This is a genomic window from Novosphingobium sp. (assembly GCF_027489515.1).
Lineage (GTDB): Bacteria > Pseudomonadota > Alphaproteobacteria > Sphingomonadales > Sphingomonadaceae > Novosphingobium.
In genome coordinates, this window is sequence record NZ_JAIXZS010000085.1 from 1 (window position 1) to 23,255 (window position 23,255).

27 protein-coding genes and 1 tRNA gene are annotated in these 23,255 nt (G+C 66.7%); 11 read left to right on the plus strand and 17 right to left on the minus strand.

The genetic code is table 11. The annotated features are described in order from the left end of the window. Nucleotides 1-3 precede the first annotated feature (3 nt). Nucleotides 4-96, minus strand: a tRNA-Ser gene (locus Q0082_RS15165). A gap of 228 nt (nucleotides 97-324) precedes the next feature. On the opposite strand from Q0082_RS15165, the gene Q0082_RS15170 reads away from it, so the two are divergent. Beyond that, on the plus strand, nucleotides 325-1,122 hold the full coding sequence (locus Q0082_RS15170) for a DUF1134 domain-containing protein (RefSeq protein WP_298194218.1): 798 nt from the start codon (nucleotides 325-327) through the stop codon (nucleotides 1,120-1,122). A gap of 18 nt (nucleotides 1,123-1,140) precedes the next feature. On the opposite strand, the gene Q0082_RS15175 is transcribed toward Q0082_RS15170, so the two are convergent. Continuing rightward, entirely contained in the window at nucleotides 1,141-1,635 is a 495-nt protein-coding gene (locus Q0082_RS15175) for a hypothetical protein (protein WP_298194220.1), read from the minus strand. 164 nt (nucleotides 1,636-1,799) lie between these two features. On the opposite strand from Q0082_RS15175, the gene Q0082_RS15180 reads away from it, so the two are divergent. After that, nucleotides 1,800-2,972 (plus strand): aromatic amino acid transaminase, encoded by a 1,173-nt coding sequence (locus Q0082_RS15180; RefSeq protein WP_298194222.1) that lies wholly within the window; start codon nucleotides 1,800-1,802, stop codon nucleotides 2,970-2,972. Here the strand turns inward: Q0082_RS15180 and Q0082_RS15185 are convergent, their stop codons facing one another. The 7 genes from Q0082_RS15185 to Q0082_RS15215 form a co-directional block, all read right to left on the minus strand. After that, nucleotides 2,973-3,770 carry a hypothetical protein gene (locus Q0082_RS15185; RefSeq protein ID WP_298194223.1) on the minus strand — a complete coding sequence of 266 codons (798 nt, stop codon included), beginning with the start codon at nucleotides 3,768-3,770 and terminating at the stop codon, nucleotides 2,973-2,975. A gap of 3 nt (nucleotides 3,771-3,773) precedes the next feature. Beyond that, nucleotides 3,774-4,400: a riboflavin synthase gene (locus tag Q0082_RS15190; protein WP_298194225.1), complete on the minus strand. Its 627-nt coding sequence runs from the start codon at nucleotides 4,398-4,400 to the stop codon at nucleotides 3,774-3,776. A 16-nt stretch (nucleotides 4,401-4,416) separates the two neighbouring features. Continuing rightward, nucleotides 4,417-5,391 carry a bifunctional diaminohydroxyphosphoribosylaminopyrimidine deaminase/5-amino-6-(5-phosphoribosylamino)uracil reductase RibD gene (gene ribD, locus Q0082_RS15195; RefSeq protein WP_298194269.1) on the minus strand — a complete coding sequence of 325 codons (975 nt, stop codon included), beginning with the start codon at nucleotides 5,389-5,391 and terminating at the stop codon, nucleotides 4,417-4,419. Further along, entirely contained in the window at nucleotides 5,388-5,870 is a 483-nt protein-coding gene (locus tag Q0082_RS15200) for a hypothetical protein (RefSeq protein ID WP_298194227.1), read from the minus strand. Before Q0082_RS15200 ends, ribD begins: the two co-directional genes overlap by 4 nt. A gap of 102 nt (nucleotides 5,871-5,972) precedes the next feature. After that, the gene (locus tag Q0082_RS15205; RefSeq protein WP_366522571.1) at nucleotides 5,973-6,725 is read right to left on the minus strand and encodes a SprT family zinc-dependent metalloprotease; all 753 of its coding nucleotides are present in this window, start codon (nucleotides 6,723-6,725) and stop codon (nucleotides 5,973-5,975) included. Next, the gene (locus Q0082_RS15210; protein ID WP_298194228.1) at nucleotides 6,722-7,189 is read right to left on the minus strand and encodes a YcgN family cysteine cluster protein; all 468 of its coding nucleotides are present in this window, start codon (nucleotides 7,187-7,189) and stop codon (nucleotides 6,722-6,724) included. The genes Q0082_RS15205 and Q0082_RS15210 overlap by 4 nt, the downstream gene beginning before the upstream one ends. Nucleotides 7,190-7,196: 7 nt before the next feature. Beyond that, a complete protein-coding gene (locus tag Q0082_RS15215; protein WP_298194230.1) occupies nucleotides 7,197-7,817 on the minus strand; it encodes an SCO family protein in 621 nt (206 codons plus the stop codon). 105 nt (nucleotides 7,818-7,922) lie between these two features. On the opposite strand from Q0082_RS15215, the gene Q0082_RS15220 reads away from it, so the two are divergent. The 5 genes from Q0082_RS15220 to ssb all read left to right on the plus strand — a co-directional run bounded on the left by Q0082_RS15220 (nucleotide 7,923) and on the right by ssb (nucleotide 12,019). Further along, entirely contained in the window at nucleotides 7,923-8,537 is a 615-nt protein-coding gene (locus Q0082_RS15220; protein ID WP_298194273.1) for an ankyrin repeat domain-containing protein, read from the plus strand. Between the two features lie 11 nt (nucleotides 8,538-8,548). Continuing rightward, complete coding sequence (locus Q0082_RS15225) at nucleotides 8,549-9,229, plus strand: COQ9 family protein (protein WP_298194231.1); 681 nt, start codon at nucleotides 8,549-8,551, stop codon at nucleotides 9,227-9,229. 60 nt (nucleotides 9,230-9,289) lie between these two features. Next, nucleotides 9,290-9,544 carry a FeoA family protein gene (locus Q0082_RS15230; RefSeq protein WP_298194233.1) on the plus strand — a complete coding sequence of 85 codons (255 nt, stop codon included), beginning with the start codon at nucleotides 9,290-9,292 and terminating at the stop codon, nucleotides 9,542-9,544. Continuing rightward, nucleotides 9,541-11,397, plus strand: a complete 1,857-nt coding sequence (locus Q0082_RS15235) for a ferrous iron transporter B (RefSeq protein WP_298194236.1) — start codon at nucleotides 9,541-9,543, stop codon at nucleotides 11,395-11,397. Before Q0082_RS15230 ends, Q0082_RS15235 begins: the two co-directional genes overlap by 4 nt. 85 nt (nucleotides 11,398-11,482) lie before the next feature. Beyond that, nucleotides 11,483-12,019 (plus strand): single-stranded DNA-binding protein, encoded by a 537-nt coding sequence (gene ssb / locus Q0082_RS15240; RefSeq protein ID WP_298194237.1) that lies wholly within the window; start codon nucleotides 11,483-11,485, stop codon nucleotides 12,017-12,019. On the opposite strand, the gene Q0082_RS15245 is transcribed toward ssb, so the two are convergent. Continuing rightward, nucleotides 12,020-12,766, minus strand: coding sequence for a 7-carboxy-7-deazaguanine synthase QueE (locus Q0082_RS15245; protein ID WP_298194240.1), 747 nt, complete (start codon nucleotides 12,764-12,766; stop codon nucleotides 12,020-12,022). Beyond that, entirely contained in the window at nucleotides 12,763-15,483 is a 2,721-nt protein-coding gene (locus tag Q0082_RS15250; protein ID WP_298194243.1) for a valine--tRNA ligase, read from the minus strand. The genes Q0082_RS15245 and Q0082_RS15250 overlap by 4 nt, the downstream gene beginning before the upstream one ends. 98 nt (nucleotides 15,484-15,581) lie before the next feature. Here Q0082_RS15250 and Q0082_RS15255 point away from each other — a divergent pair, with 98 nt between their 5' ends. Genes Q0082_RS15255 through Q0082_RS15270 form a run of 4 tightly spaced genes read left to right on the plus strand, consistent with a single transcriptional unit; the run spans nucleotide 15,582 to nucleotide 19,131 of the window. Further along, nucleotides 15,582-16,697 carry an ABC transporter permease gene (locus tag Q0082_RS15255; RefSeq protein ID WP_298194246.1) on the plus strand — a complete coding sequence of 372 codons (1,116 nt, stop codon included), beginning with the start codon at nucleotides 15,582-15,584 and terminating at the stop codon, nucleotides 16,695-16,697. Next, on the plus strand, nucleotides 16,694-17,599 hold the full coding sequence (locus tag Q0082_RS15260; protein WP_298194249.1) for an ATP-binding cassette domain-containing protein: 906 nt from the start codon (nucleotides 16,694-16,696) through the stop codon (nucleotides 17,597-17,599). The genes Q0082_RS15255 and Q0082_RS15260 overlap by 4 nt, the downstream gene beginning before the upstream one ends. 9 nt (nucleotides 17,600-17,608) lie before the next feature. Beyond that, nucleotides 17,609-18,547 (plus strand): MlaD family protein, encoded by a 939-nt coding sequence (locus tag Q0082_RS15265; protein ID WP_298194252.1) that lies wholly within the window; start codon nucleotides 17,609-17,611, stop codon nucleotides 18,545-18,547. Nucleotides 18,548-18,555: 8 nt separating this feature from the next. Next, nucleotides 18,556-19,131, plus strand: coding sequence for an ABC transporter (locus Q0082_RS15270; protein WP_298194254.1), 576 nt, complete (start codon nucleotides 18,556-18,558; stop codon nucleotides 19,129-19,131). A gap of 9 nt (nucleotides 19,132-19,140) precedes the next feature. Here Q0082_RS15270 and Q0082_RS15275 read toward each other — a convergent pair whose 3' ends face one another. The 6 genes from Q0082_RS15275 to Q0082_RS15300 are packed head-to-tail and all read right to left on the minus strand — an operon-like array spanning nucleotide 19,141 to nucleotide 23,131. Then, nucleotides 19,141-19,836 carry an ATP12 family protein gene (locus Q0082_RS15275; RefSeq protein WP_298194256.1) on the minus strand — a complete coding sequence of 232 codons (696 nt, stop codon included), beginning with the start codon at nucleotides 19,834-19,836 and terminating at the stop codon, nucleotides 19,141-19,143. Beyond that, entirely contained in the window at nucleotides 19,833-20,063 is a 231-nt protein-coding gene (locus tag Q0082_RS15280; RefSeq protein ID WP_298194259.1) for a hypothetical protein, read from the minus strand. The genes Q0082_RS15275 and Q0082_RS15280 overlap by 4 nt, the downstream gene beginning before the upstream one ends. Further along, complete coding sequence (locus Q0082_RS15285; protein ID WP_298194260.1) at nucleotides 20,060-20,722, minus strand: HAD-IA family hydrolase; 663 nt, start codon at nucleotides 20,720-20,722, stop codon at nucleotides 20,060-20,062. The genes Q0082_RS15280 and Q0082_RS15285 overlap by 4 nt, the downstream gene beginning before the upstream one ends. Further along, nucleotides 20,719-21,321 (minus strand): FMN-binding negative transcriptional regulator, encoded by a 603-nt coding sequence (locus Q0082_RS15290; RefSeq protein WP_298194263.1) that lies wholly within the window; start codon nucleotides 21,319-21,321, stop codon nucleotides 20,719-20,721. Before Q0082_RS15290 ends, Q0082_RS15285 begins: the two co-directional genes overlap by 4 nt. Continuing rightward, nucleotides 21,321-22,703, minus strand: a complete 1,383-nt coding sequence (locus Q0082_RS15295) for an RluA family pseudouridine synthase (RefSeq protein WP_298194265.1) — start codon at nucleotides 22,701-22,703, stop codon at nucleotides 21,321-21,323. The genes Q0082_RS15290 and Q0082_RS15295 overlap by 1 nt, the downstream gene beginning before the upstream one ends. Continuing rightward, nucleotides 22,700-23,131, minus strand: a complete 432-nt coding sequence (locus Q0082_RS15300) for a CrcB family protein (protein ID WP_298194268.1) — start codon at nucleotides 23,129-23,131, stop codon at nucleotides 22,700-22,702. The genes Q0082_RS15295 and Q0082_RS15300 overlap by 4 nt, the downstream gene beginning before the upstream one ends. Nucleotides 23,132-23,255 lie beyond the last annotated feature (124 nt).

Consider the following 23,255-nt stretch of genomic DNA (forward strand, 5'->3'; position numbering starts at 1 on the left):
AAGTGGCGGAGACGGAGGGATTCGAACCCTCGGTACCGGTAATCCCAGTACGACGGTTTAGCAAACCGTTGGTTTCAGCCACTCACCCACGTCTCCGGATCGCAGCGGCGAGGGCGGGCTATAGCGAGGGAGTGGGGGGGCGGCAAGGGGCTTCCTTCGCGTGTTTTCGACCATGTTTCGCCCCTCTCGGCGGATTCGCCTCGGCGCGAAATCGACTCGGCTCATCGCCGGTTCATTGTGCCGGGCGAAGAGATGAGGGCCTGATAGGGTGACCAAGGTTCCGGCCGTAGAACCGGTGAAGGGCCGCAGAATGGGAATTGCGCAATGAAGCTGTGCCGAAGCGTCGCAATCGGGCTTGCCGCACTGGGATTGGCGCTGGGCGCGCACGCGCAGGCGCAGGTTCAACAGATCGATCCGAACTCCGCGATCGATGCGGACCTGCAGGCACCGCCTGCAGCGCCCGCATCGCCCGTCACCACGCCGCCTACGCCGCAGAGCGGACCGGCAGCGTCGGCCGCGACCACCAACACCGGCGATCCGTCGTTTTCCTCGCCGGCAGCAGGCACTGCTGAACCCGCCCCGGGCATGGCTTCGATTCCCCCGGCTGCCGGAGCGGCGCACAGCACGGCGGCCGATGGCACGACCTATCGCGAGGATGATCTGATCGGTGCGGCCGAAGGGGTGTTCGGCAAGGGCGCCAAGGGCCTTGCGATGATGATTCAGGATATCCTCAAGAAGCAGGGCCAGCCCAACGCCTATATCACAGGACGCGAGGCCGGCGGCGCTGTGGTCGTCGGGCTGCGCTATGGCTCGGGCACGCTGCACCACAAGATCGAGGGCGAGCGCCCGGTCTACTGGACGGGGCCTTCGCTGGGCTTCGACCTTGGGGCCAACGCGGCGAACACTTTCGTGCTGGTCTACAACCTTCATGACAGCGAAGACCTGTTCAAGCGCTTCGGTGCGGGCGAAGGGCAGGCCTATTTCGTCGGTGGCTTCAATGTGAGCTATCTGCGGCGCGGTGATGTCGTGGTGATCCCGGTGCGCTTCGGGGCGGGGCTTCGGCTCGGGGTCAATGCGGGCTACATGAAGTTCAGCCGCAGCCAGAAGTGGATGCCGTTCTAGCCCGGCGGTGCCGGCAACCTAGGCCCCGTGCTCCGCGGCCAGCGGCGCGGGATGTGCCATGAGCGCCTGATAAGCTTGAGCGATTCCCTGCTTGACGAGGCCAAGGTCGCCCGCGCTCAAACCTTCGGCCGTGAACAGGCTGAGCTTCGCTTGCGGCATTACGCGCCCCACCCCGCGCGGAATCCTGAGCAAAGCCTCGTAGCCGCGGTCGAGCATGGTTGCCACATAGATCGCGAAACCATCATCGAGGATGACAGCATGGTCGCCGAAAACGACCAGCGTGATGGCGTGCCCGTTTGCCGCTCCGGCATCGACGGGCTCGGTGGTACCCACCACGCCCGACAGATCAGGCCGCCATTCCTCAGCCAGAATGGGATCATAGCGCCACTGGCAGAAAAACGTCCGGCATGTCTGCGGGCGGGTTTCGTAGATACCGCAACCGGCACCTGTGTGATGGGGGCAGGCGACCTGGGCGTTCTTGTGCACCGGTGCATCATCGATATCGTAGACCACGCAGCAGGCACGGCAGGGACCACAGCTGCGGGCTGGTATCAGGGGGCGAACGCCATGCATGCCAGATCAACTCCGGGCGGAACCGAGGTGCCCGTCTAGACTTGCGAACCGTTGCTCGCAACGCGGTCTTGTGCCGGGCGCGGTTTGGGGGCAAAGGCGCGCGCATGCTCGAGACCCTGAACGCCCAGCCCGCCGACGCGCTGCTTGCGCTGATCAAGCTCCACAATGCCGACCCGCGGCCGACCAAGATCGACCTCGGCGTGGGTGTCTATCGCACCGGTGAGGGCGATACGCCGGTGTTCGGCGCAATCAAGGCGGCCGAGCGTATTCTGCTCGAGACGCAGGATTCCAAGGCCTATCTCGGGCCCGAGGGCGACATGGGCTTTGTCCATGCGCTGATCCCCTATGTGTTCGGCGCCGATTTCGACCGCAGCCGCGTCGAGGGCATGCAGGCCCCCGGCGGCACGGGTGCGGTGCGCCTTGCAGTGGAAGTCGCGGCACGCGCTGGTGCCAAGCGGATCATCATGGGTACGCCTTCCTGGCCGAACCACGCGCAGATCGTCGCGGCCGTCGGCCTCGAGCTCAAGACCTTCAAGCACATGACAGCGGACGGCACTGCCGACCTTGAGGCGCTTCGCGCCGCACTGGCCGATGCCGCGCCCGGCGATGTCGTGCTGCTCCATGGCTGCTGCCACAACCCCACGGGCGTCGATTACACGCCGGCGCAGTGGGACGAAATCGCGCCTATGGTCGCCGCCTCAGGCGTGCTGCCGCTGATCGACCTTGCCTATCAGGGGCTTGGCGACGGGATGGAAGCTGATGCTTATGGCCTGCGCAAGGTCCTCGCCGCCGTGCCGGAAGCGCTGGTGGCCTACAGCTGCGACAAGAACTTCGGCCTGTATCGCGATCGTGTCGGCGCGTTCTATGCGGTGACGAACGATGCCGATTCGCTGGCAAAAGCCATGGCGAACGGCGCGACGATCGCGCGCGCCAGCTGGTCGATGCCGCCCGATCACGGCGCTGCGGCTGTCCGTCTGATCCTCGGCGATGCGACGCTGACCGCGCAGTGGATCGACGAGCTGACCGCGATGCGCGCGCGCATGGCCGAAGTGCGCGAGCGCCTTGCCGCTGCGCAGCAGATCGGGCCGATCAACATGGCGCCGCTGGGCCTGCAGAAGGGCTTGTTCTCAATGCTGCCGCTGTCTGCCGATCAGATCATGGCGCTGCGCGAAAAGCATGGCGTCTATATGGCGGGTTCGGGCCGCGTGAACATCGCCGGGCTGACGACCGGCAATATCGAGACGTTTATCAGCACGCTGACCGACATAGCAGGCTGATCAGCGCGTCGCCGCGCGAGGATGCCCGCCTGCGCGTTGCGGCAGGATCAGGATCAGCAACGCGATCAGCCCGGCTAGCAGAGCGCTGGCGAGCAGACGGCTGACTTCCAGCCCGCCTGCGCCGAACGGCTTGTCGAGAAAATCGCCCACGGTCGCGCCGAGCGGGCGGGTGAGAATGAACGCGGCCCAGAACAGCACGACCCGACTGATGCGGGTGAGCAAGGCGAGCAGCTCGATGACCGCGAGCAAGGCGCCGAACACCAGCGCGCCGCCGGCATAGCCTGCACCCGCATCGGCCACCCAATCCCCCAGCGCAGTGCCGAGTGTCTGCGAGAACGTGATCGTGATCCAGTAGTAAAGCTCGGCAGCAGGGGTGGCGACGCTGTCCGCCGCGATGGTGCCGAGGTTGCGGTACCAGACGAGCAGCGAGGCGAGCACGCAGCCCAGCAGCAGCAATGAGCCGCCCGGATAGCCGATCCCGAGCGAGCGCGTGGCAAAGTCTGCCAGCGTGGTGCCTGCCGTGGTCGAGGCGATGATCGTCGCCCAGTAGAGCCAGGGTGCAAACCGACGGGCGCGGATCTGGAGCCCGACGAGCAAGGCAAGCGCCGCGCCGAATATCATCGTGCCAGCGAGGTAGCCATTGACCCCGGCGGCACCGGCATCGGGCGTGGTCTCGCCCAGCCAGCTCATCGAGACGGCATCGCCGCCAGTCTCGCCGAGTGTGGTGGCGAGGATCTTGATCAGCCAGAAGCCGAGCGTGATCGCGGGGACCTTGGCTTCGCGGCTGAACGGGGCCATGCGTCAGCCGGCAGCCGCTGCCAGGCTTTGCATCCGCTTGAGATATCGCGCCAGCACGTCGATTTCGAGATTGACCTCGCGGCCGGGCGCGAGCGTGCCCAGTGTGGTCACTTCCGCCGTGTGCGGAATGATGTTGAGCATGAAATGGCACACGCCGTCGGGCTGATCGGCGAGGTCGTTGACGGTCAGCGAGACGCCGTCGACGGTGATCGAGCCCTTGGCCGCGATATACGGCGCAAGTTTGGGCGGGGCCGCGACGACGACGTGCCACGAGCCGCCGGTCTGCTCGACCGAGACGACACGGCCCACGGCATCGACATGGCCCGTGACAATATGGCCGCCCAGTTCGTCGCCCAGCTTCAGGGCGGGTTCGAGATTGAGCGCGGCATGTTCGTGCCACTGCGCGGGCGCGGTGCGGCGGATCGTCTCGCCCGAGACATCAACGGCGAACCAGCTGTCCCCGGCGGTCCCGCCGCGATCGACGACCGTCAGGCACACGCCCGAGCACGCAATCGAGGCGCCAATGGCGATCTTCGCCGGGTCCATCGCGCAGGCAATCGTCACGCGCGTGTCGCCCTTGGTGGCAATGGCGCGGATGCGGCCGACTTCGGTGACGATGCCAGTGAACATGGGAATGCGGTCTCCTTCAGCGAATGCGGTCGTAGACGTCGAGTGTGTCGCTGCCAAGCCGCCGCCGGTCGGTGAGCTGCCACCGGCCATGCGCTTCGGCAAGCGAGCCAAGGCCGATATCGCCAAGTCCGCGTCGGCCCGCACCGATCAGGATCGGAGCGCGGTAGAGCAGCAGGCGGTCGACCCGGTCAGCGGCAAGGAACGTGGCGGCAGCGCCCGCCCCGCCTTCGATCAGCAGGTATTGTGCTCCGCCGAAGCTGGCTGCCGCGGGATCGGCGATGGCCTGCCAGCCTTCCGGCGCGCTACCGCGCGTCAGGACCCAACGCGCAGGGCTGCGGGCTTCGAGGCCGGGCAGGCGGACATCGAGCCTGGGAGCATCGGCGCGCAGGGTCTCGCCGCCAACAAGGATCGCATCGGCGCGGGCGCGCATGGCATGGCCGTGTGCGCGGGCTTCGGGGCCGGTGATCCACTGGCTGGTGCCATCGGCCATGGCGATGCAGCCATCGAGCGAAGTGGCAAGCTTGAGCGTGGTGTGGGGGCGGCCGAGACGGGCGCGGGTGAGATAGCCCTCTAGCGAGCGGATGGCAGCTGAGGAGGAGAGCAATGCGGCGTCGATCCCGGCGGCGCGGAGCAACGCGATCCCCGCGCCGGCTGTCCGCGGATCAGGATCTTCGCAGCCGATCACCACGCGGGCGAGGCCGGCTGCGCGCAAGCTGCGCGCGCAAGCCGGACCGCGCGGGCTCTCGTGCGCGCAAGGTTCAAGCGTGACATAGGCGGTGGCGCCGCGCGCGGCAGCGCCTGCCTGCGCCAGCGCTTCGGCTTCGGCATGGGGGCGCCCGCCTGCACGCGTCCAGCCGCGCCCGATGACGCGGCCATCAGCAACGATCAGCGCACCGACGGCAGGATTGGGCCGGCTAAGCGGGCGGCCGCGCGCCGCGAGGGCTGCGGCAGCCTCCAGCCAATCGGCATCGCTGAAGGCCACCGGGCTCAGGGGGCCTTGGCAGCCGACGGGGCAGCACTGGCGGTGGGCTTCACCACCAGCCGGTCAAGTAGCGCCTTGTTACGCGCTTGTTCTGTGCGGATCTGCGCTTCCCGCTCGGCGCGGGCCTGGCGGTCCATCGCTTCGGTATCGAGCCCGGTGGCAGCGCCCACGGCCTTGTACATCTTGCGCACATCGTCGGCGCGGGCCTGCTCCGCTGCAGCCTCGGCGCGGGCCTTTTTCGTTGCTTCGATATTGCCGGCCATGATCTCGGCATCGCTACGATCGGCGCGCCAGCTTTCGAAATAGATCACCTCGGGCGGGCGGGGCAGGCCGCGGCCGCCCTGCTGCCACATCACCGAGAAGATCCCGAGTGTGACCAGCACCGCTAGCGCCAGCGAGCGCAGGCGGAACTCGCTCGGTGCGCCGAGGATCTGCCAGAGATCCTTGGCTGCGCGCACCGGGGAGACGTTGCGGAAAAACTCTTTCATGACAGCCTAGATAGAGCGTGGTGCGCCGGTGCGCCAGTGGTGCCGGATGGAATGGGACGAAAGGGACGGTGTTCCAACAGTGTCGGAAGACTCCGCAGAGGTTCAACCAAAGAGATGGTAGAGGCTGCGGCCTTCGGCCTTCAGCCAGCGGTTCGCCGTCTCGATAGGCGCTTCGTAAAGCGCGGCAAGATGCGCGTGGAAGGCGGGGCTGTGATCGAAGTGGGTCATATGCGCGACTTCATGCGCAACGACCGAGCGGCGCACGAAATCGGGCGCCATCACGAGGCGCCAGTTGATGCGGATGACGCCGCGGCTGCTACAGCTTCCCCAACGGCGCAGGGCGCGTGAAAGCGCCAGTTTCGGAACCGGCTGGCTAGCGCGGGCGCAATAATGCGCGAGGTCTTCACCGGCGAGCCGCAGTGCCTCGGCTTCCAGCCAGCGCCGCAGCCTGCCTTCGATCCCGTCGCGTAGGCCGCCAATGACAAGCACGCCGGGCTGGAGCGAGGGCCTGCGAGCGGCGCCTTCGCGCCATTCGATGCGCACGGGCTCGCCCCGGAAGGTGAGCGACGCGCCAGGCTCGATCCGCACCGGCGCCGGAATGCGCTCGAGCTGCGCGGCGAGCCAATCGCGCCGCTGTTCGGCAAAGCGCAGGGCATCGGCGGTCCGGCCCCATTCGGGCATTGATATGCGCGCCTCACTGCCATCGGGGGCAAGCCGCAGGGTGATGCGGCGCGCGGTGCGCAGGCGGCGGACGATCACTGGGAGCTCGCGGTCTCCCACCGACAGCATCCGGGGCGCGGCGGGCAGCGCATCCTGCTTGCGGCCACGAGCCAGCATGCGCGGGAGCGGGATCACGTCCGTCCTCCGCGCCCAAGGTCGTCCGGCACGATATGCTCTTCGAGCGGTCCCGCGAGCACTTCGCTGATGGCCTTGCCAATCACCGAATGGCCGGCGCGGCGCACTTCCTCGCGGTCGCCGCACTCGAGGTAGTGCCAGGCCGGAAGCGGCTTGCCGTCGGCGCGCAGGCGGTAGGCACATGTGGACGGGAGCCAGGGCACCTCGCGCACCAGCCGTGGTGTGAGGCGCAGGCAATCCGGCACCATCGCCTTGCGGTGGCGATAATCGGAGCAGCGCCCGGTCGAGAGATCAAGCAGACGGCAAGCGACATTGGTGTGGTGAACCTCGCCGGTGTCCTCGTCTTCCAGCTTGTGGAGGCAGCACTTGCCGCAACCGTCGCACAGCGCTTCCCATTCGTCGCGGTTCAGCGCCTCGATCGGCTTGTCCCAGAAACGGCCTTGAGAGGGCAGCGTGCCGGGCATCAGGGCTTCAATGCACCCATTTGGCGAACTCTGCCGCCACCGCGTTCGCATCCTTGTCGACCGGAAGCAGGGCAATCGGCTGGCCTTCCGGGCCCATCAGGTAGGCGGCGCGGCTGTGGTCCATCAGATAGTTCTTGGGATCGGTGCCCTGACCCTTCTTGTAATAGACCGCATAGGACTTGGCGATCTGCGCGATCTGGGCGTCGGTGCCGGTGAGGCCGATCAGTTCCTTGCCGAAATGCGCGGCGAACTGGCCGACCACTTCGGGCTTGTCGCGCGCCGGGTCGATCGTGATGAACAGCGGGACGACTTTGGCAGCAAGATCGGGGTGCGCCTTGGCAAACTTGTGATAGCCCTGCATCAGCACCTGCACATCGAGCGGGCAGACATCGGGGCAGAACGAGTAGCCGAAATAGAGCGTGGTGTAGCGGCCCTTGAAATCGGCGGCGTGCACCGTCTTGCCGGTCTTGTCGACGAGCGTGAAGTCCCCGCCAATCGCCGCGCCTTCAAGCGGTGGTGGTTCGCTGCCGGCGCCGCATGCGGCAAGCAGCAGAAGCGCCGTGGCGGCAAGGGCAGCGCGGAGGCGGAAACGAATAGGTCTTTTGGGGTCCATGGCGCGGCGGTTCATGCTCTGCTAACCAGCGCCTTGCAAGGGGCGAGTCTGTCACAAGACGGGCAGAATGCGCGCTTTATCGAGAAGGACGGGGCAGACGTGATAAGGGACAGGACGGTGATCGCACGCGTGTTTCGCGCAGGGGCCGCCGCAGCCGCGCTGCTGGGTGTGCTGGGCGCTGCGGTGCCGGCGTACGCCCAGTTTTCGGAAAGCTACAAGTTTCTCGAGGCCGTACGCAAGAAGGACGGCCAGAAGGTTACCGACGCGCTCAACGAGCCGGGCACCCAGATCGTCAACACGCGCGATGTCAGCACCGGCGAAAGCGGGCTGCATATCGTGACGGCGCGGCGCGATCTCACCTGGATGCAGTTCCTCGTCTCGCGCGGAGCCAATGTGAATGTGCGGGATGCCAAGGGCACCACACCGCTGGTGCTCGCCTCCAATCTCGGCTTCATCGAGGGCGTCGATTATCTCATCAGCGCGGGCGCCAAGGTGGATGAGCCCAACAACACCGGCGAGACGCCGCTGATCACCGCGGTGCATCGGCGCGACCTTGCCATGGTGCGCGTGCTGCTCAAAGCGGGCGCCAATGCTGATCGGCCGGACAATTCGGGCCGTTCCGCGCGCGATTATGCGATGCTGGATGGCAAGGACAGCGCAGTCGCCAACGAGATTGCCAACTCGGCCAAGGGCGCCGCCGCAGGTCAGAAGAAGACCTACGGTCCCTCGTTCTGATCGGACCCGCCATGAGCGAAACTGCAACCGCCGACCTGTCGCTTGAGGACCTGCGGCTCCTCCTTGCTCCTCACATCGCCGAAGCGGCCGCGTTTGATGGCTGGACCGAGGCGGCGTTGAACGAGGCGGCCGAGATTGCGGGAATCGATCCCGGCGCCGCCCGCTTCGCATTTCAGGGCGAGGGCGGGCACTCTGCCGCGATGGCGATGATCACTGCCTGGGCAGGCAGCATCGACCGCGCGATGGCCGATGCGCTGCCAGCAGAGCACCTCGCCACGATGAAAGTGCGCGAGCGGATCACCGCACTTGTCGCCTTCCGGCTAGATCAGATCGCAGGGCGGGAGGAAGCGCTGCGTGGTGCGCTGATCGAGATGGCCAAGCCCTGGAACGTCCCTGCCGCTACGAAGCTCGCCTGGCGCAGCGCGGATGCGATGTGGCGGCTCGCAGGCGATACCGCAACCGATTACAACCACTATACCAAGCGCGCGATCCTCGGCTCGATCTACGCGGCGACGCTCGCGGTCATGGCCGAGGACAAGAGCGAGGACCGCGAGGAGACGCGCGCGTTCCTCGCCCGCCGGATCGACGGCATCATGCGCTTCGAAAAGGCCAAGGCCCGCTTCACCAAGCCGAAGGAAGAGACTTTCAGCGTGACGCGTCTGCTGGGCCGGCTGCGCTATCCGGCGCGGTGATCGCAAACAGTTATTGCGAATGACTTGCAATGAATTGGGCGCTGTGGCAGCGCTCGATCTGTGACCCTCGATGAACTCCCCCTTGGCATGTCCGCGCGGATTCTGTCCGCGGATTGGGACGCGCTTGTGCCCGAAGAAGCACAGCGGCTGAAGGCGCTGGGGATCGAGGAAGGCGCTGAAGTCCGGCTCGCTTATCGCGGCGTGTTTCTGGGCCGCGATCCCATCGCCGTCGAGATCGGGCGGATGACCATCGCGCTGCGGCGTGTCCATGCGCGGGCGATGCAGGTCGAGCCGCTGGCGGTAGCCACCGCATGACCCGGCAGACCATGGTCGCCGCTCTGGTCGGCAATCCCAACGCGGGCAAGAGCGCGCTGTTCAACGCGCTGACTGGCGCGCGTCAGAAGATCGCCAACTATCCGGGCGTGACGGTCGAGCGGAAATCGGGACGGATGCTGCTGCCGAGCGGCGAGCCGGTGGAACTGGTCGACTTGCCGGGTTCCTACAGCCTCAATCCGTCCAGCCCTGACGAGGAAGTCACCCGCGACGTGATCCTCGGCCGGATGGCCGGGCAGGCGCAGCCCGATGTGCTGGTGATCGTGCTCGATGCTTCGAATCTCGAACAGCACCTCGTTTTCGCGCAAGAGATCATCGAGCTTGGCCGGCCGGTCGTTATCGCGCTCAACATGGTGGACCTTGCCGAGCGCGACGGGCTGGTCATCGATCCCACTGCACTGTCTTCGGCGCTGGGCGTCCCCGTGTTCCCGACCGTGGCGGTGCGGCGGCGCGGGCTTGCGGAACTGATCGCAGCGGTTGCGGCGCTGCGCGACCGGCCGATGGACGCCGAACCGGTGCATCGTCCGCACGTCACCGCGCCCGAGCGGCGCATGCTGGCCCGCCAGATTGCGCGCGGGGCGATCCTTTCGGAAACTGCGCAGCACCGCATCCATGCGCAGCTCGACCGGGTGTTGCTGCACCCCTGGCTGGGCCCCCCGATCCTTCTCGCGCTGCTCTTCGTGGTGTTCCAGGCCGTGTTCAGCTGGGCCACACCGCTGCAGGATACGCTCGACGGCGCCGCTTCCGCGCTTGGAGACGGAGTGCGTGCGGCCTTGCCCGCCTCGCTCCTGCGCGATTTCCTCACCGACGGGGTGATCGCGGGCGTCGGCGCGGTGGTGGTGTTTCTGCCGCAGATCCTGATCCTGTTCTTCTTCATCCTGACGATGGAAGCGACCGGCTACATGGCCCGCGCGGCCTTCCTGATGGACCGCGCCATGGCGGGCGTGGGCCTTTCCGGGCGCAGTTTCATCCCGCTGCTCTCCAGCTTCGCCTGCGCAGTGCCCGGGATCATGGCGACGCGCAGCATCACCGATCCCAAGGACCGGCTGACCACGATCCTGATCGCCCCCCTGATGACCTGCTCGGCGCGCCTGCCGGTTTACACCGTCATCATCGCCGCCTTCGTGCCCAACCGGCAGGTCCTTCCGGGCGTGGGCCAGCAGGGCCTCGTGCTGTTCGGGCTCTATGTACTTGGCGTGCTCGGCGCGATGGGCGCGGCGCTGCTGCTGCGGCGGACGGTGACCAAGGGCGCGGCTTCGGGCTTCATCATGGAAATGCCCAAGTACCAGCTGCCGACAATCAAAGACCTCGCGCTCGGGCTGTGGCAGCGCGCCTATGTCTTCCTGCGCCGCGCCGGGACGATGATCCTGAGCGTGACCGTGGTGCTCTGGCTGCTGCTGAACCTGCCCCGCGCGGAAAACCCGCAGGATCAGGTCAATGCCTCGGTTGCCGGCCACATCGCCAATGGCCTTGCCGTGGTGATCGAGCCGATCGGCTTCAACCGCGATATCGCGCTGGCGCTGATCCCTGCGATGGCCGCACGCGAAGTCGCCGTCAGCGCGCTCGCGACGACCTATGCGGTGGGCCAGAGCGACGATGCCGCGCAAGGACGCGCGCTGGGCGATCAGCTCAAGTCGCACTGGAGCCTTGCCACCGCGCTCGCCTTCCTCGCGTGGTTCGTGTTTGCGCCGCAATGCATGTCGACCATCGCGGTGACCCGGCGTGAGACCAACGGCTGGACCTGGCCCGCCTTCATGCTCGCCTACCTGTTCGCCCTTGCCTATGCGGCGGCGGGCATCACCTACTGGATCGCGGTGGCTTGCGGGCTGGGTTAGGTGTGGGAAATGGAGGCAGTCAGACTCGCTCTGCACTGCGCCACGGGCTAGGCCTTGGCTTCACACGGTACAGGATCGCGAATCAATGGCAGGCAGCGTCAACAAGGTCATTCTGATCGGCAATCTCGGGCAGGACCCCGAGGTGAAGAGCTTCCAGAACGGCGGGCGCATCGCCAACCTGCGCATTGCGACCAGCGAGCAGTGGAAGGACAAGGCCACCGGCGAACGCAAGGAGCGGACCGAGTGGCATTCCGTCGTGCTGCAGTCGGACGGGCTGGTCGGCGTTGCCGAGCGCTATCTGAAGAAGGGCAGCAAGGTCTATATCGAAGGCAGCCTGCGCACCCGCAAGTGGCAGGACCAGTCTGGCAACGACCGCTACACGACCGAGATTTCGGTCGGGGTTGGCGGTTCGCTGACGATGCTTGATGGCCCGCAAGGTGGTTCGGGTGGCGGCGGCATGGGCGGCGGTGGCGGCCAGCGTTCGGGCGGCGGCTGGAACGAGGGCGGCGCAGCTGGCGGCGGTGGCCGTTCTGGTGGCGCCTCGTCGGGCGGCGGCTGGAATCAGGGCGGCGGCGGTGGCGGCGGCTTCAGCGACGATCTCGACGACGATATCCCGTTCTGATCAGGTGCCGCGCGTATCGCCGTAAAGGTGGATATGCAGCCGGTCGGTAAAGCGCCAGCCATGCGTCAGAGCCGCACCGGCGAGCCACTTTGACCGTTCGCGCAAGGTCTCGCTTTGGGTGCCTTCGGGCATCACGAACAGCCGCTCAGGCGGGATGTGGTAGAGCGCCTGCAGCTCGGCAACCTCGATCAGGTCATCCATTTCCGCCACGACGAACTTGAACCACGCCTTGGGGCTTGCCACCCAATCCCGCAGCAGTTCGGGCACGAGAGCGAGGCCTTCCGCGTTGCCCGAATGCGAGAGCTTGGGGCTGACGTTGAACTGATCGACCAGCTGGGTAATCGCATGCGGCGGCGGGACGCTGCCGTTGGTCTCGATCTCGACTTCGAGCGCGGGGACCGCCTCCTTGAGCATCGGGATCAGCTTGGCCAGCGCGGGCGCCTGCAGCAGTGGTTCGCCGCCCGTGATAACAAGGCGGGTGGGCCGAAGCGCGAGGATGCGCATGGCCACTTCACGCACTTCGAGCGTGATCTGGTTTTCGCTGCGCTCGAACGTCACATCGTCGCGGTGCGGGCGGATATCGCCGGTAAAGCGCCAGGTATAGGCCGTGTCGCACCAGCGGCAGGCGAGGTTGCAGCGCGAGAGGCGCACGAACACGCATGGCCGCCCCGCCGAGGGGCCTTCGCCCTGCAGCGAGGGGAAGATTTCCGGCTCGCCGGGTGTAGTGGTTGCGAGCGTCAGGCTCATCCGAGGCGCGCCAGTGCGGCAGCGAGGCGGGTCGCCTCGGCGCGGTGGTGGGCGTGGTCGGCGCGGGCCTTTTCGACCGCTTCGGGCTTGGCCTTCTCGGCAAATGCGGGGTTAGAGATGCGGCCCTCGAGCGATTTGGCTTCCTTCTCGGAGGCAGCGAGCGCCTTCTCGAGGCGGGCCTTTTCGGCAGCGATGTCGATCACGCCTTCGAGCGGCACAATGAGGCTGGCATCGCCCGCACCGATCTGCATGGCGGCGCCTGCCGGGGCCGGGGCGAAGTGGATCGCGCTAAGCCGGGCCAAACGCTCAATTGCAGCGGGATTGCTCTCGATGATCGCGCGCGTCGCGGCGCTCGGCTCGGGCAGATAGGCTTCGAGCCGCGCGCCCGGCGCGATGCCCAGCTCGTTCTTGGCGCCGCGCAAGTTGGAAACCAGCGCGATCAGCCATTCGACTTCGGCCTTCGCGGCAGGATCGACACTCGCCTTCGGGGCAGGCCAATCCGCCACGATCAGCTCCGCGGACCGCTCGCCGAGCGCATGCCACAGCTCTTCGGTCACGAAGGGCATGAAGGGGTGCAGCATGACGAGGATCTGATCGAGCACCCAGCCCGCAACAGCGCGGGTCTCGTCGTCGAACGAACCCTTGATCAGTTCGATGTACCAGTCGCAGAACTGGTCCCACACGAAGTGGTAGATCGCATTGGCGGCGGCATCGAAGCGCAAGTCGGCCATGGCCTGATCCAGCGCGGCGACTGTTTCGACCACTTCGCCGATGATCCAGCGGTTGACCGCGCTGGTCGCGACAGGGGCGGCCACGCTGGTGCTGCCGGTAATCCCGTTCGCCATGCAGAAGCGCGCGGCGTTCCACAGCTTGGTCGCGAAGTTGCGATAGCCCTCGACGCGCCGCTCATCCATCTTCACGTCGCGACCCTGGCTTTCCATGGCGCACATGAAGAAGCGCAGCGCATCCGCGCCGTACTTGTCGATCAGGCCCAGCGGATCAACCACGTTGCCCTTGGACTTGGACATCTTCTGCCCGTCAGCCGCGCGCACCAGCCCATGCAGATAGAGCCGCTTCCACGGCACTTCCTTCATGAAGTGAATGCCCTGCATCGCCATCCGCGCATCCCAGAAGAACAGGATGTCGAAGCCGGAAATCAGCAGGTCGTTGGGGTAGTGCTTCTTGAGCAGCGGTGCGTCCGCCTCCGGCCAGCCGAGCGTGGCGAAGGGCCAGAGCGCAGATGAGAACCAGGTGTCGAGGACGTCTTCATCCCGCGAAAGCGTTACGCCCGCGCCCGCCTTGGCCTGCGCTTCCTCTTCGGTTTCGGCCACGTAGCACTGGCCGTCCGAGCCATACCAAGCCGGAATCCGATGCCCCCACCACAGCTGGCGGGAAACGCACCACGGCTGGATGTTTTCCATCCAGTTGAAAAACGTCTTCTCCCACGTCTTCGGCACGATCTCGATTGCGCCCGAACGCACCGCTTCCATCGGCGCGACGGCGAGCTTTTCGGCATCGACGTACCACTGGTCGGTCAGCCACGGCTCGATCACCACGCCGCCGCGGTCGCCGAACGGGGTCTGGATCGTGCGCGGTTCGGCATCGAGGAGAGTTTCGTTGCCCTCCTTGTCCTTCACTGCGTGCGGGATCAGCATGCCCGCAGCCTTCATATCCTCCACGATGGCAGCACGCGCATCGAAGCGATCGAGCCCCACGTACTTTGCGGGCACGAGGCCATCGGCGGTCTGCACCACCTTCGCCTCGGCATCGAACATGTTGAGCATGTCGCCCGCCTTGATCCCGGCGCGGCGGCCCACTTCGAAGTCGTTGAAATCGTGGCCCGGTGTGATCTTCACCGCGCCTGAACCCAGCTCCGGATCGGCGTGTTCGTCGGCCACGATCTGCAGGCGCCGCCCGGTCAGCGGCTGCACGACATACTGGCCGATCACCGCCTTGTAGCGCTCGTCATCGGCGTTCACCGCGACGAGCATATCGGCCAGCATCGTCTCGGGCCGCGTGGTGGCGACTTCGATATAGTCCAGCCCATCCGCACGCACCGCGCCGTCCGCCAGCGGGTACTTGAAGCGCCAGAACGAACCTTTCACCTCGCGCGTTTCCACCTCGAGGTCCGAAATCGCGGTCTTGAGCTTGGGGTCCCAGTTCACCAGCCGCTTGTCGCGGTAGATCAGACCCTGATTGTAGAGGTCGACGAAGACCTTCACCACCGCCCTGGTGAAGTGAGGGTCCATCGTGAACTGCTCGCGGCTCCAGTCCATCGAGCAGCCGAGCCGGCGCAGCTGACCGGTAATGGAACCGCCGCTTTCCGCCTTCCACTGCCACACCTTCTCCACGAACTGCTCGCGCGTGTAGTTGGTGCGCTTGTCCTGCCGCGCTTCCATCTGCCGTTCGACCACCATCTGCGTGGCAATGCCGGCGTGGTCCATGCCGACCACCCACAACGCGTCCTTGCCGCGCAGCCGCTCGTAGCGGATGACCACGTCCTGCAGCGTGTTGTCGAGGGCGTGGCCGATGTGGAGGCTGCCGGTTACGTTCGGCGGCGGGTTCACGATGGTGAAGGGCGCGGCATCGGGGCGCTCGGGCCGGAACAGGCCATTCGCTTCCCAGTGGGCATACCACTTGGCCTCGAGCCCGGCAGGCTCGAACGTCTTGGCGAGGGTTCCAGCCTCGCTGGCTTCGGCAATGGTCGTGTCGGTCATGATGCGCGGCCTTGCCATCGCAGCGGCGGCGCTGCAAGCGTTCGCGGGGTTGCGGCGCGCTTGCGGCTGGGGCCGATTTCCCGCATGTAGCCTCTACCATGCGGGCATCAGCCGATTTTTCGACCGAGCAGGGCGCCGACGGGGCGACAACGCTGGTGTTTTCCGGCCCGATGACCGTTTCCGCGCTTGGCTTTATCGATCAGCGCCTGCGCGCGCTGGAAGGGCCGTTTGCGGCCATCGACCTCAGCCATGCGAGCCGCATCGACACGGTGGGCGCGTGGACCGCCTGGAGCCTGTCGCAACGGCTCGGCGCGCCGATCACCGGCGCCTCGCCCGAGGCGGAGCGGCTGATCGCGGCGATCAGCGCGGTGGACGACAACACGTCGCCGGTTGCAGGACACCGACTGCCGCTGCTGCTGCGCGTACCCGATCATGTCGGCCAGGTGGTGAGCGGGCTGGGGCAGGGGATGCTGCTGGTGCTCGGCTTCCTCGGCCAGATCGTGCTGGCCAGCGGCACCCTGCTGCGCCATCCGGGCCGCTTCCGCCTGCGCGCGCTGGTGCACCAGATGGAGCTGATGGGGGTCAATGCGCTCGCCATCATTGGCCTGATGAGCTTCCTCGTCGGCATCGTCATCGCGCAGCAGGGCGCGGTGCAGCTGCGGCAGTTCGGCGCCGAGATCTATACGGTGAACCTCGTTGGGCGGCTTTCCTTGCGCGAACTCGGCATCCTGATGACCGCGATCATGGTCGCCGGCCGCTCGGGCTCAGCCTTTGCCGCGCAGCTTGGCACGATGAAGCTGACCGAGGAAATCGACGCGATGCGCACCATCGGCGTCTCCCCGATCGAGGCGCTGGTGATCCCGCGCCTGCTGGCGACGATGCTGATGATGCCGCTGCTGGGCATCTATTCGGCGGCGATCGGGATCATCGGCGGCGCGGCGCTTTCGGCGCTGACGCTCGGCATTCCCTTCTTCACGTTCCTCGCGCGCATTCAGGAAGTCGTGCCGTTGCACGATGTGTGGGTGGGCCTGATCAAGGGGCCGGTTTTCGGCCTGATTGTCGCCACATCGGGCTGCTTTCAGGGGTTGCAGGTGAAAAGCGATGCCGAGGAAGTCGGCACGCGTACGACAGCGGCGGTGGTCATGGCGATCTTCATGGTGATCGTGCTTGATGCCTTCTTCGCGGTGTTCTTTTCCGAAGTGGGCTGGGGATGAGCGAGGACGGTCTTCTCACTGCTTGCGCCGTGCCGCCTCCGCCGGGGAGCGAGGCTGACCAGTTCCCGATCCGCGTGCGGGGCCTCAAGAACGCGTTTGGCGATCATGTGATCCACGAGAACCTCGATCTCGATGTACGGAGAGGTGAGATCCTCGGCGTCGTCGGCGGATCGGGAACGGGCAAATCAGTGCTGATGCGCTCGATCATCGGGCTGCAGATTCCCGAGGCGGGATCGATCGAGGTGCTTGGCAGCCCGATCACCGATGCGCGCGATGATGACGATATCGATATCCGCTGCCGCTGGGGCATCCTGTTCCAGGGCGGCGCTCTGTTCTCCACGCTGACGGTAGCGGAAAATGTCGAGGTCCCGCTGCGCGAGTTTTACCCGGAGATCACCGATGCGCTGCGGCACGAGATCGCACGCTACAAGGTGCTGCTTTCGGGTCTCCCAGCGGAAGCGACGGGCAAGTATCCGAGCGAGCTTTCGGGCGGCATGAAGAAGCGCGCGGGGCTGGCGCGCGCGCTGGCGCTCGATCCGGAATTGCTGTTTCTCGATGAGCCGACCGCGGGTCTCGATCCCATCGGCGCGGCGGCGTTTGATCAGCTGATCCGCAGCCTGCAGCAGACGCTGGGCCTCACCGTGTTCCTCATCACCCACGATCTCGATACGCTTTACGAGATATGCGACCGGGTAGCGGTGATCGCCGACAAGCGGGTGATCGCAGTGGGCACAATTCCGGAGCTGATCGCGACCGATCATCCGTGGATCAAATCCTACTTCAATGGCCCACGCGGCCGCGCCGCACTGGCCGCAAGCGAACGCAGCGATGCCCTTGGCATCGGTGCGGGCGCGGCAAACAAGCACAGCGGTGCCCTTGGCACTGCTGGTGATCAGGCATAGGGATAGCCGATGGAAACGCGCGCCAATCATATCTGGGTGGGCATCGTCACCCTGCTGCTCATGGCAGGGCTGGCCGCGCTGCTGATCTGGATCGCGCGGCTGAGCCAGCATGAGCAGAACGACTTCGATATCTTCTTCAAGCAGTCGGTCGATGGCGTCGCCAAGGGTTCGGAAGTGTCCTATTCCGGCGTGCCGGTCGGGCAGGTCAAAGAGATCACGCTCTGGGAAAAGGACCCGAGCTTCGTGCGCGTGCGGATCAAGGTCGATCGCAAGGTGCCGATCCTCCAGGGGACGACCGCGAGCCTGCAGGGCAGCTTCACTGGCGTCTCGACGATCCAGCTGGCCGGTGCGATCAAGGGCGCGCCGCCGATCAATGAGCCAGGGCCCGCGGGCGCGCCGGTGATCCCGACCAAGCGCAGCGGCCTCGGCGAAATTCTCTCGACCACGCCGCTGCTGCTCGAGCGATTGGCGACGCTGACCGAGCGGCTGACAATGGTGCTGTCTGACCAGAACCAGAAGGCCTTTGCCAATATCCTCGCGCATACCGACCAGCTGACCGGCAACTTGGCCAGCGCCTCGCCCGATGTGAAGAAATCGCTGGCCGAGTTGCAGCTCACCCTGCAGCAGGCGACGAACACGCTGGCGACGGTGGACCGGCTGGCGAACTCGACCGACGCCTCGATCAACGATCCGGCGAACGGCCTGGCCAAGCAGCTGCGCGCAACGCTCAAGTCGGCGCAGGCGGCAGCGGATGCGCTGCAGGCGACGATGGACGAGACCAAGCCCGCCGCGAAGCAGTTCAACGAGCGCACGCTGCCGGCTTTCGAGGCCACACTGCGCGATATCGAGGCCACCTCGCGCTCGATCCGCGCGATGACCGACCAGATCGGCGACCGCGGCATCAGCAGTGTCGTTGGGAGCCCCAAACTGCCGGATTACAAGCCATGAGCGCCCGCATGACCCGAACCTTTGCTGCAACGTGTGTTATGCTCGCCGTCCTTTCCGGCTGCGTGCGGATCGGCGCCAAGCCGCCGGGGACACTGCTCAGCCTGACCTCTGACGTGGCGCCGGCGGCAGGCGCCACCAGCAGCGGAACGCTGGGCGAGGCGACGGTGGTGCTCGAGCCGGCAGCCGCGGCATCCGTCTCGGTCCTGCGCGTGCCGGTGCAGATCGATGCGGCCAATGTCGCTTATATCAAGGGCACGCAGTGGATCGAACGGCCGAGCCGGGCGTTCCAGCACCTCCTTGCCGATACGCTGCGGGCGCGCGGGAAGGGGCTGGTCGTCGAGACCGACCGCGCCACCACTGGCACGCGCATCGGCGGACAGCTGCTCGCAATGGGCTTCGATGCACCGACGCGCTCTGCCGTCGTGCGCTTCGAGGCGATGAAGTGGCTGCCCGGCGGCCGGATCGAGACGCGTCGCTTTGAAAGCATCGTGCGTGGCATCGATCCCGAACCGGAGGAAATCGGTCCGGCGCTCAATCAGGCGGCGAACAAGATCGCGGGCGAAATCGCCGACTGGGTGGGGTAGGCGCTCCGTTCAGCCCCGCGCCAGCACCGCGAAGCGGGCGGCGGCGGCAAAAGCGGCGTGGCGCCGGGCGCGGCGGGCCTGGGCTTCTTCGTCCTTGCCCCAGAGCTCGGCCTGCCAGTCTTCCTCGAGGTTCGCCGCATCCCACAGCGCGTCCAAGTCCGCACCGGGTTCGACCGCCATCAGTCCGAGTACCAGTGAGGCTGCGAGCGAGGCGGTGGTCTTAACCGCCGCCAGCGTGAAGCCGTCACGGCTTTCGAGGTCTTCGCGCAGGCGGGCCAGCGTTTCATCGGGCTGCGGGCGGTGCATGATCCCGGCGACCCGCACGAAGCGCGCCTGCCAGCGTTCCTCCGCCGCTGCCAGCAGCGGGTCCCATATGGCGCGCTGCCGAATGCCGAGCGCTTCATCGGGCTCGGCGCGGTAGCAAAGCGTGTCGGTCTCGGCGTATGGGATCAACTCGTCGACGACCGCAGACTTGCCGGGGACTACCACATCGATTGCGTAATCGGCGAGATCGCGGAAGACGAAGCGTGCCGGATCGATCTCTTCGCCTTGTCCGGACCATTCCGCGGCGAGCGCCTCGGCCAGCGGAGCGCTCGGCACGATCTGCGCGCGTCCACCGACTGTGCGCAGGGGCCGGCCATCGAGCATGACCCGGAACCCCGTGCCTTCGACGGCAACGGTGACGGCCTTGTAGAACCGCTTCACGGGCGGCTTTTCCAGCGCCGCGCGAGGAGCATGGGCGCCGCGAAGAAATCGACGAGGCCCACGCCGATCAACACATAACCCGCGGCCTCGGGCAATTTCGGCAGCCAGCTGACCTTGCCGGAAATGATCAGCACGCCCGCAAAGGCGAGCAGAGCGCCTGAAAGCCGCACGAGTTGCAGCACCGCAAAGCGCGCGGCGGCCGGATCCTTGTCCGTCGTCTCGTTCATTCCATGCCCTTCAGCAGCAGACGCAGTTCGGCAATTGATCCGGCCACTGCCTCGGCCCCGGCCTCGACCAGTTCGCGCGGGTGGTGATAGCCCCAGTCTACACCTATCGCGCGGACCCCGGCGTTGACGGCCATCGCCATATCAAATGCGGTATCGCCGATCATGGCTGTCTCGCTGGCCGCCGCGCCGCTTTCGGCAAGGCAGGCCTCGATCATGCTCGGGTGCGGTTTGGAGGGATGACGGTCCGCCGTCTGCAGCGTGATGAAGTGCCCGGTGAGGCCGTGCGTCTCGAGGCAATGGATGAGGCCGCGATCGCTTTTGCCGGTGGCGACGCCGAGCAGCCATCCGGCGCCTGCAAGTTCTTCGATCAGCCCGGCGATACCATCGTAAAGCGGTTCGGCCACCTGTCCCGCCATACGGCGTTCGCGAAAGGCGTCGCGATAGAGCTGCGCAAGCAGGGCGTGATCCTCGCCGGTGCCTTCGGGCCGCAGGCGGCGCATGGCCTCGGGCAGCGAAAGGCCGACGACGCGGCGCGTGGCGTTGCGATCAGGCGGGGTGAGGCCAGCGGCGGCGAAGGCTGCATCCATCGCGGCGCAGATATCGGCCTGGCTGTCGACGAGCGTGCCGTCGCAATCGAAGATGGCGAGCTTGATCGTCATTTCGCCAGCTGCTCCATCAGCGCGGCGAGGGCGAGCTTGCCTTCACCTTTCAGCCCCTCGATCACCCGCGCGCGTTCTTCGGCGGACTTGTTCTGCGACAGCTTCACCGTGGGCCGCCAGGCCTCGACGGTCAGCTCGAAGCCGACGATCATGTCCATCATGCGGTCGCGCTTGGTCCGGGCCATCTTGTCCATCATCCATGGCGTGCCCTCGCTGACGCGTGCCTCGTGGTGGGCAGAGACATCTTCCAGCAGCGCGAGGAGGCCTTCGCGGTCCATGCGCCGGACAGGGCCTTCCATTTCGAGCGCGAGGTAGTTCCAGGTCGGCACCTGATCGGGATCACTGTACCAGCGCGCCGAAATGTAGCCGTCCGGCCCGTTGACCACGGCGAGCGCCCGCGCCCCATCGAGATGGCGGGTGAGTGCATTGCCGAGCGCGAGGTGGAAGCGCAGCGTTCCCGCGTCCGTCAGCAGCAGCGGTACGTGGGCGACGCGCGGGCCATCTGGCGTGCCCAAGAACACCATGCCGAAGCCGGCTTCCGCGATCAGCGCGGAAAACAGCATCCGGTCATCGGTGCGGAAAGCGGGGTTCGGATGCATCAGGCCCTCGGGCTGCGGCGCGGCGTTTTACCTGCCGGGGGGCTACCGCCACCCGAAGTGCCGCCACTTGAAGAGCCGCCACCGGTCTTTCCTGCCGCCGGCGCGCGGCGCACCGGCTTGCCGCCATTGGCACTGCGCTCAGCCGCATTGCGTTCGGCCGACGCGCGGCCTGCCGAAGCACGGGCGAGCGCGGTGCCGGTCGGCGCCTTGCTGCCGGGGCCTTTCTTGACGCCAGCGCGCGGCTTCGGCGCGGCGCGGCCGCTCGGCGGGGCATCGATACGCTTGCGCCGCTCGCCGCGGCGTTCCTTGCGGTATTCCTTGGCATGAGCCTTGGCGGCTCGCTTTTCGATCACCTTGTCGGGGATCAGCTTGACCGGCTCCAGCGGCAGATCGCCATCCGCTTCCTCAAAGCCTAGCTGCACCAGGCTTGCCGCGAAGTGTTCGGGCAGCGGCGCAGTGACATCGAGCAGGTCGCCCTCCGGATGCTCGATCCGCAGGCGGCGTGCGTGGAGGTGCATCTTGCGGCTGATCGAGCCGGTGAGGAATGCGGCCTGCCCGCCGTACTTGCCGTCGCCGACGATCGGGTGCCCGATCGCGGCCATATGCACGCGCAGCTGGTGGGTGCGCCCCGTCAGCGGCTGCAGTTCCACCCAGCACGCAGCATTGCCCGCGCGGCCGATCACGCGGTAGCGTGTACGGGCGGACTGGCCATGCTCGGTCTCGTCGACCATCATCTTCTCGCCGCCGGTGCCGGGCTGCTTGGCGAGGGGGAGTTCGATCAACCCGTCCTTGATATCGGGCACGCCAGTGATCAGCGCCCAGTAAATCTTGCGGGCGGTCCGCCCGGAAAAGCGCTTCGAGAAGAACGCCGCGCTGCCCGGTGTGCGGGCGATGAGCAGGACGCCCGAGGTATCCTTGTCGAGCCGGTGGACGAGACGCGGGCGCGGACCCTTCTCGTCCGCATAGGCGTCGAGGAGGCCATCGACATGCTCGTGCGTGCCGCTGCCCCCTTGCGTCGCAAGGCCCGGCGGTTTGTTCAGCACGATCGCGGCGCGGTCCTGCGTGAGGATCATGCTTTCGGCGAGTGCGATCTGGTCTTCGGTCAGCGGCTGCTTGGGCTTCGTACCCTTGATCCCGGCGGGCGCAGAACCGGCTGGCGGCACGCGCAGGACCTGGCCCTTCTCGAGCCGCGTATCGACATCGGCGCGCTTGCCATCGACGCGCAGCTGCCCGGTGCGCGCCCAACGCGAGACTGTGGCGAAACCCACCGCAGGAAGATTGCGCTTGAACCAGCGGTCTAGCCGGACGCCGTCATCATCCTTGGTGACGGTGAACTGGCGGACGTCGTCCGCGTTGCCGCCGTCTCTGTGGGTCCCGCTCATGCCGCCACCCGTGCGAGCCAGAGGCCGCCGAAGATCGCCGCAAAGCCCGCCACCAGCGAAATCGCCACATAGCCCATCGCAAGGCCCAGCTGGCCGCGTTCGACGAAGACAGCGAACTCAAGCGCAAAGGAGGAAAAGGTAGTGTAGCCGCCCAGCACGCCGACGCCGAGCAGCAGGCGCCATGCCTCACCGCCCCCACCTGAACTTGCGCCGTGGCGCGCCAGCCAGCCGACGAGCAGGCCCATCGCAGCGCTGCCCAGCACGTTTACCGTGAGCGTGGCCCAGGGAAATGCCGTGGCCGCATAGGGCCCGATCACGGCCAGAAACAGGCGGCTGGTCTGGTAGCGCAGCCACGCGCCGAGCGCGCCGCCGGCGGCGACAGCAAGGCCGGGCGGAACGCTGGCAAGCAGAGGCGGGGTGGTTGTCATCGGGCAAGCCCCTAACGCAGGCGGGCGCCAATTGCACGAGATTGCTTGCCTTGCGGGGGCTCTTTTGGTAGCGGGCGCCGCGTGAGAGCCGATCCGTTCGGATTCGGCGCGTTTTCTATTTCTG

What these genes read in the sequence shown, in the direction of transcription:
- Q0082_RS15170 (WP_298194218.1), top strand. Translation starts at nt 325, where the DNA reads ATGAAGCTGTGCCGAAGCGTCGCAATCGGGCTTGCCGCACTGGGATTG.
- Q0082_RS15180 (WP_298194222.1), top strand. Translation starts at nt 1,800, where the DNA reads ATGCTCGAGACCCTGAACGCCCAGCCCGCCGACGCGCTGCTTGCGCTG.
- Q0082_RS15185 (WP_298194223.1), bottom strand. Translation starts at nt 3,770, where the DNA reads ATGGCCCCGTTCAGCCGCGAAGCCAAGGTCCCCGCGATCACGCTCGGC.
- Q0082_RS15190 (WP_298194225.1), bottom strand. Translation starts at nt 4,400, where the DNA reads ATGTTCACTGGCATCGTCACCGAAGTCGGCCGCATCCGCGCCATTGCC.
- Q0082_RS15200 (WP_298194227.1), bottom strand. Translation starts at nt 5,870, where the DNA reads ATGAAAGAGTTTTTCCGCAACGTCTCCCCGGTGCGCGCAGCCAAGGAT.
- Q0082_RS15210 (WP_298194228.1), bottom strand. Translation starts at nt 7,189, where the DNA reads ATGCCCGGCACGCTGCCCTCTCAAGGCCGTTTCTGGGACAAGCCGATC.
- Q0082_RS15215 (WP_298194230.1), bottom strand. Translation starts at nt 7,817, where the DNA reads ATGAACCGCCGCGCCATGGACCCCAAAAGACCTATTCGTTTCCGCCTC.
- Q0082_RS15225 (WP_298194231.1), top strand. Translation starts at nt 8,549, where the DNA reads ATGAGCGAAACTGCAACCGCCGACCTGTCGCTTGAGGACCTGCGGCTC.
- Q0082_RS15235 (WP_298194236.1), top strand. Translation starts at nt 9,541, where the DNA reads ATGACCCGGCAGACCATGGTCGCCGCTCTGGTCGGCAATCCCAACGCG.
- ssb (WP_298194237.1), top strand. Translation starts at nt 11,483, where the DNA reads ATGGCAGGCAGCGTCAACAAGGTCATTCTGATCGGCAATCTCGGGCAG.
- Q0082_RS15245 (WP_298194240.1), bottom strand. Translation starts at nt 12,766, where the DNA reads ATGAGCCTGACGCTCGCAACCACTACACCCGGCGAGCCGGAAATCTTC.
- Q0082_RS15250 (WP_298194243.1), bottom strand. Translation starts at nt 15,483, where the DNA reads ATGACCGACACGACCATTGCCGAAGCCAGCGAGGCTGGAACCCTCGCC.
- Q0082_RS15255 (WP_298194246.1), top strand. Translation starts at nt 15,582, where the DNA reads ATGCGGGCATCAGCCGATTTTTCGACCGAGCAGGGCGCCGACGGGGCG.
- Q0082_RS15260 (WP_298194249.1), top strand. Translation starts at nt 16,694, where the DNA reads ATGAGCGAGGACGGTCTTCTCACTGCTTGCGCCGTGCCGCCTCCGCCG.
- Q0082_RS15265 (WP_298194252.1), top strand. Translation starts at nt 17,609, where the DNA reads ATGGAAACGCGCGCCAATCATATCTGGGTGGGCATCGTCACCCTGCTG.
- Q0082_RS15270 (WP_298194254.1), top strand. Translation starts at nt 18,556, where the DNA reads ATGACCCGAACCTTTGCTGCAACGTGTGTTATGCTCGCCGTCCTTTCC.
- Q0082_RS15280 (WP_298194259.1), bottom strand. Translation starts at nt 20,063, where the DNA reads ATGAACGAGACGACGGACAAGGATCCGGCCGCCGCGCGCTTTGCGGTG.
- Q0082_RS15285 (WP_298194260.1), bottom strand. Translation starts at nt 20,722, where the DNA reads ATGACGATCAAGCTCGCCATCTTCGATTGCGACGGCACGCTCGTCGAC.
- Q0082_RS15290 (WP_298194263.1), bottom strand. Translation starts at nt 21,321, where the DNA reads ATGCATCCGAACCCCGCTTTCCGCACCGATGACCGGATGCTGTTTTCC.
- Q0082_RS15295 (WP_298194265.1), bottom strand. Translation starts at nt 22,703, where the DNA reads ATGAGCGGGACCCACAGAGACGGCGGCAACGCGGACGACGTCCGCCAG.
- Q0082_RS15300 (WP_298194268.1), bottom strand. Translation starts at nt 23,131, where the DNA reads ATGACAACCACCCCGCCTCTGCTTGCCAGCGTTCCGCCCGGCCTTGCT.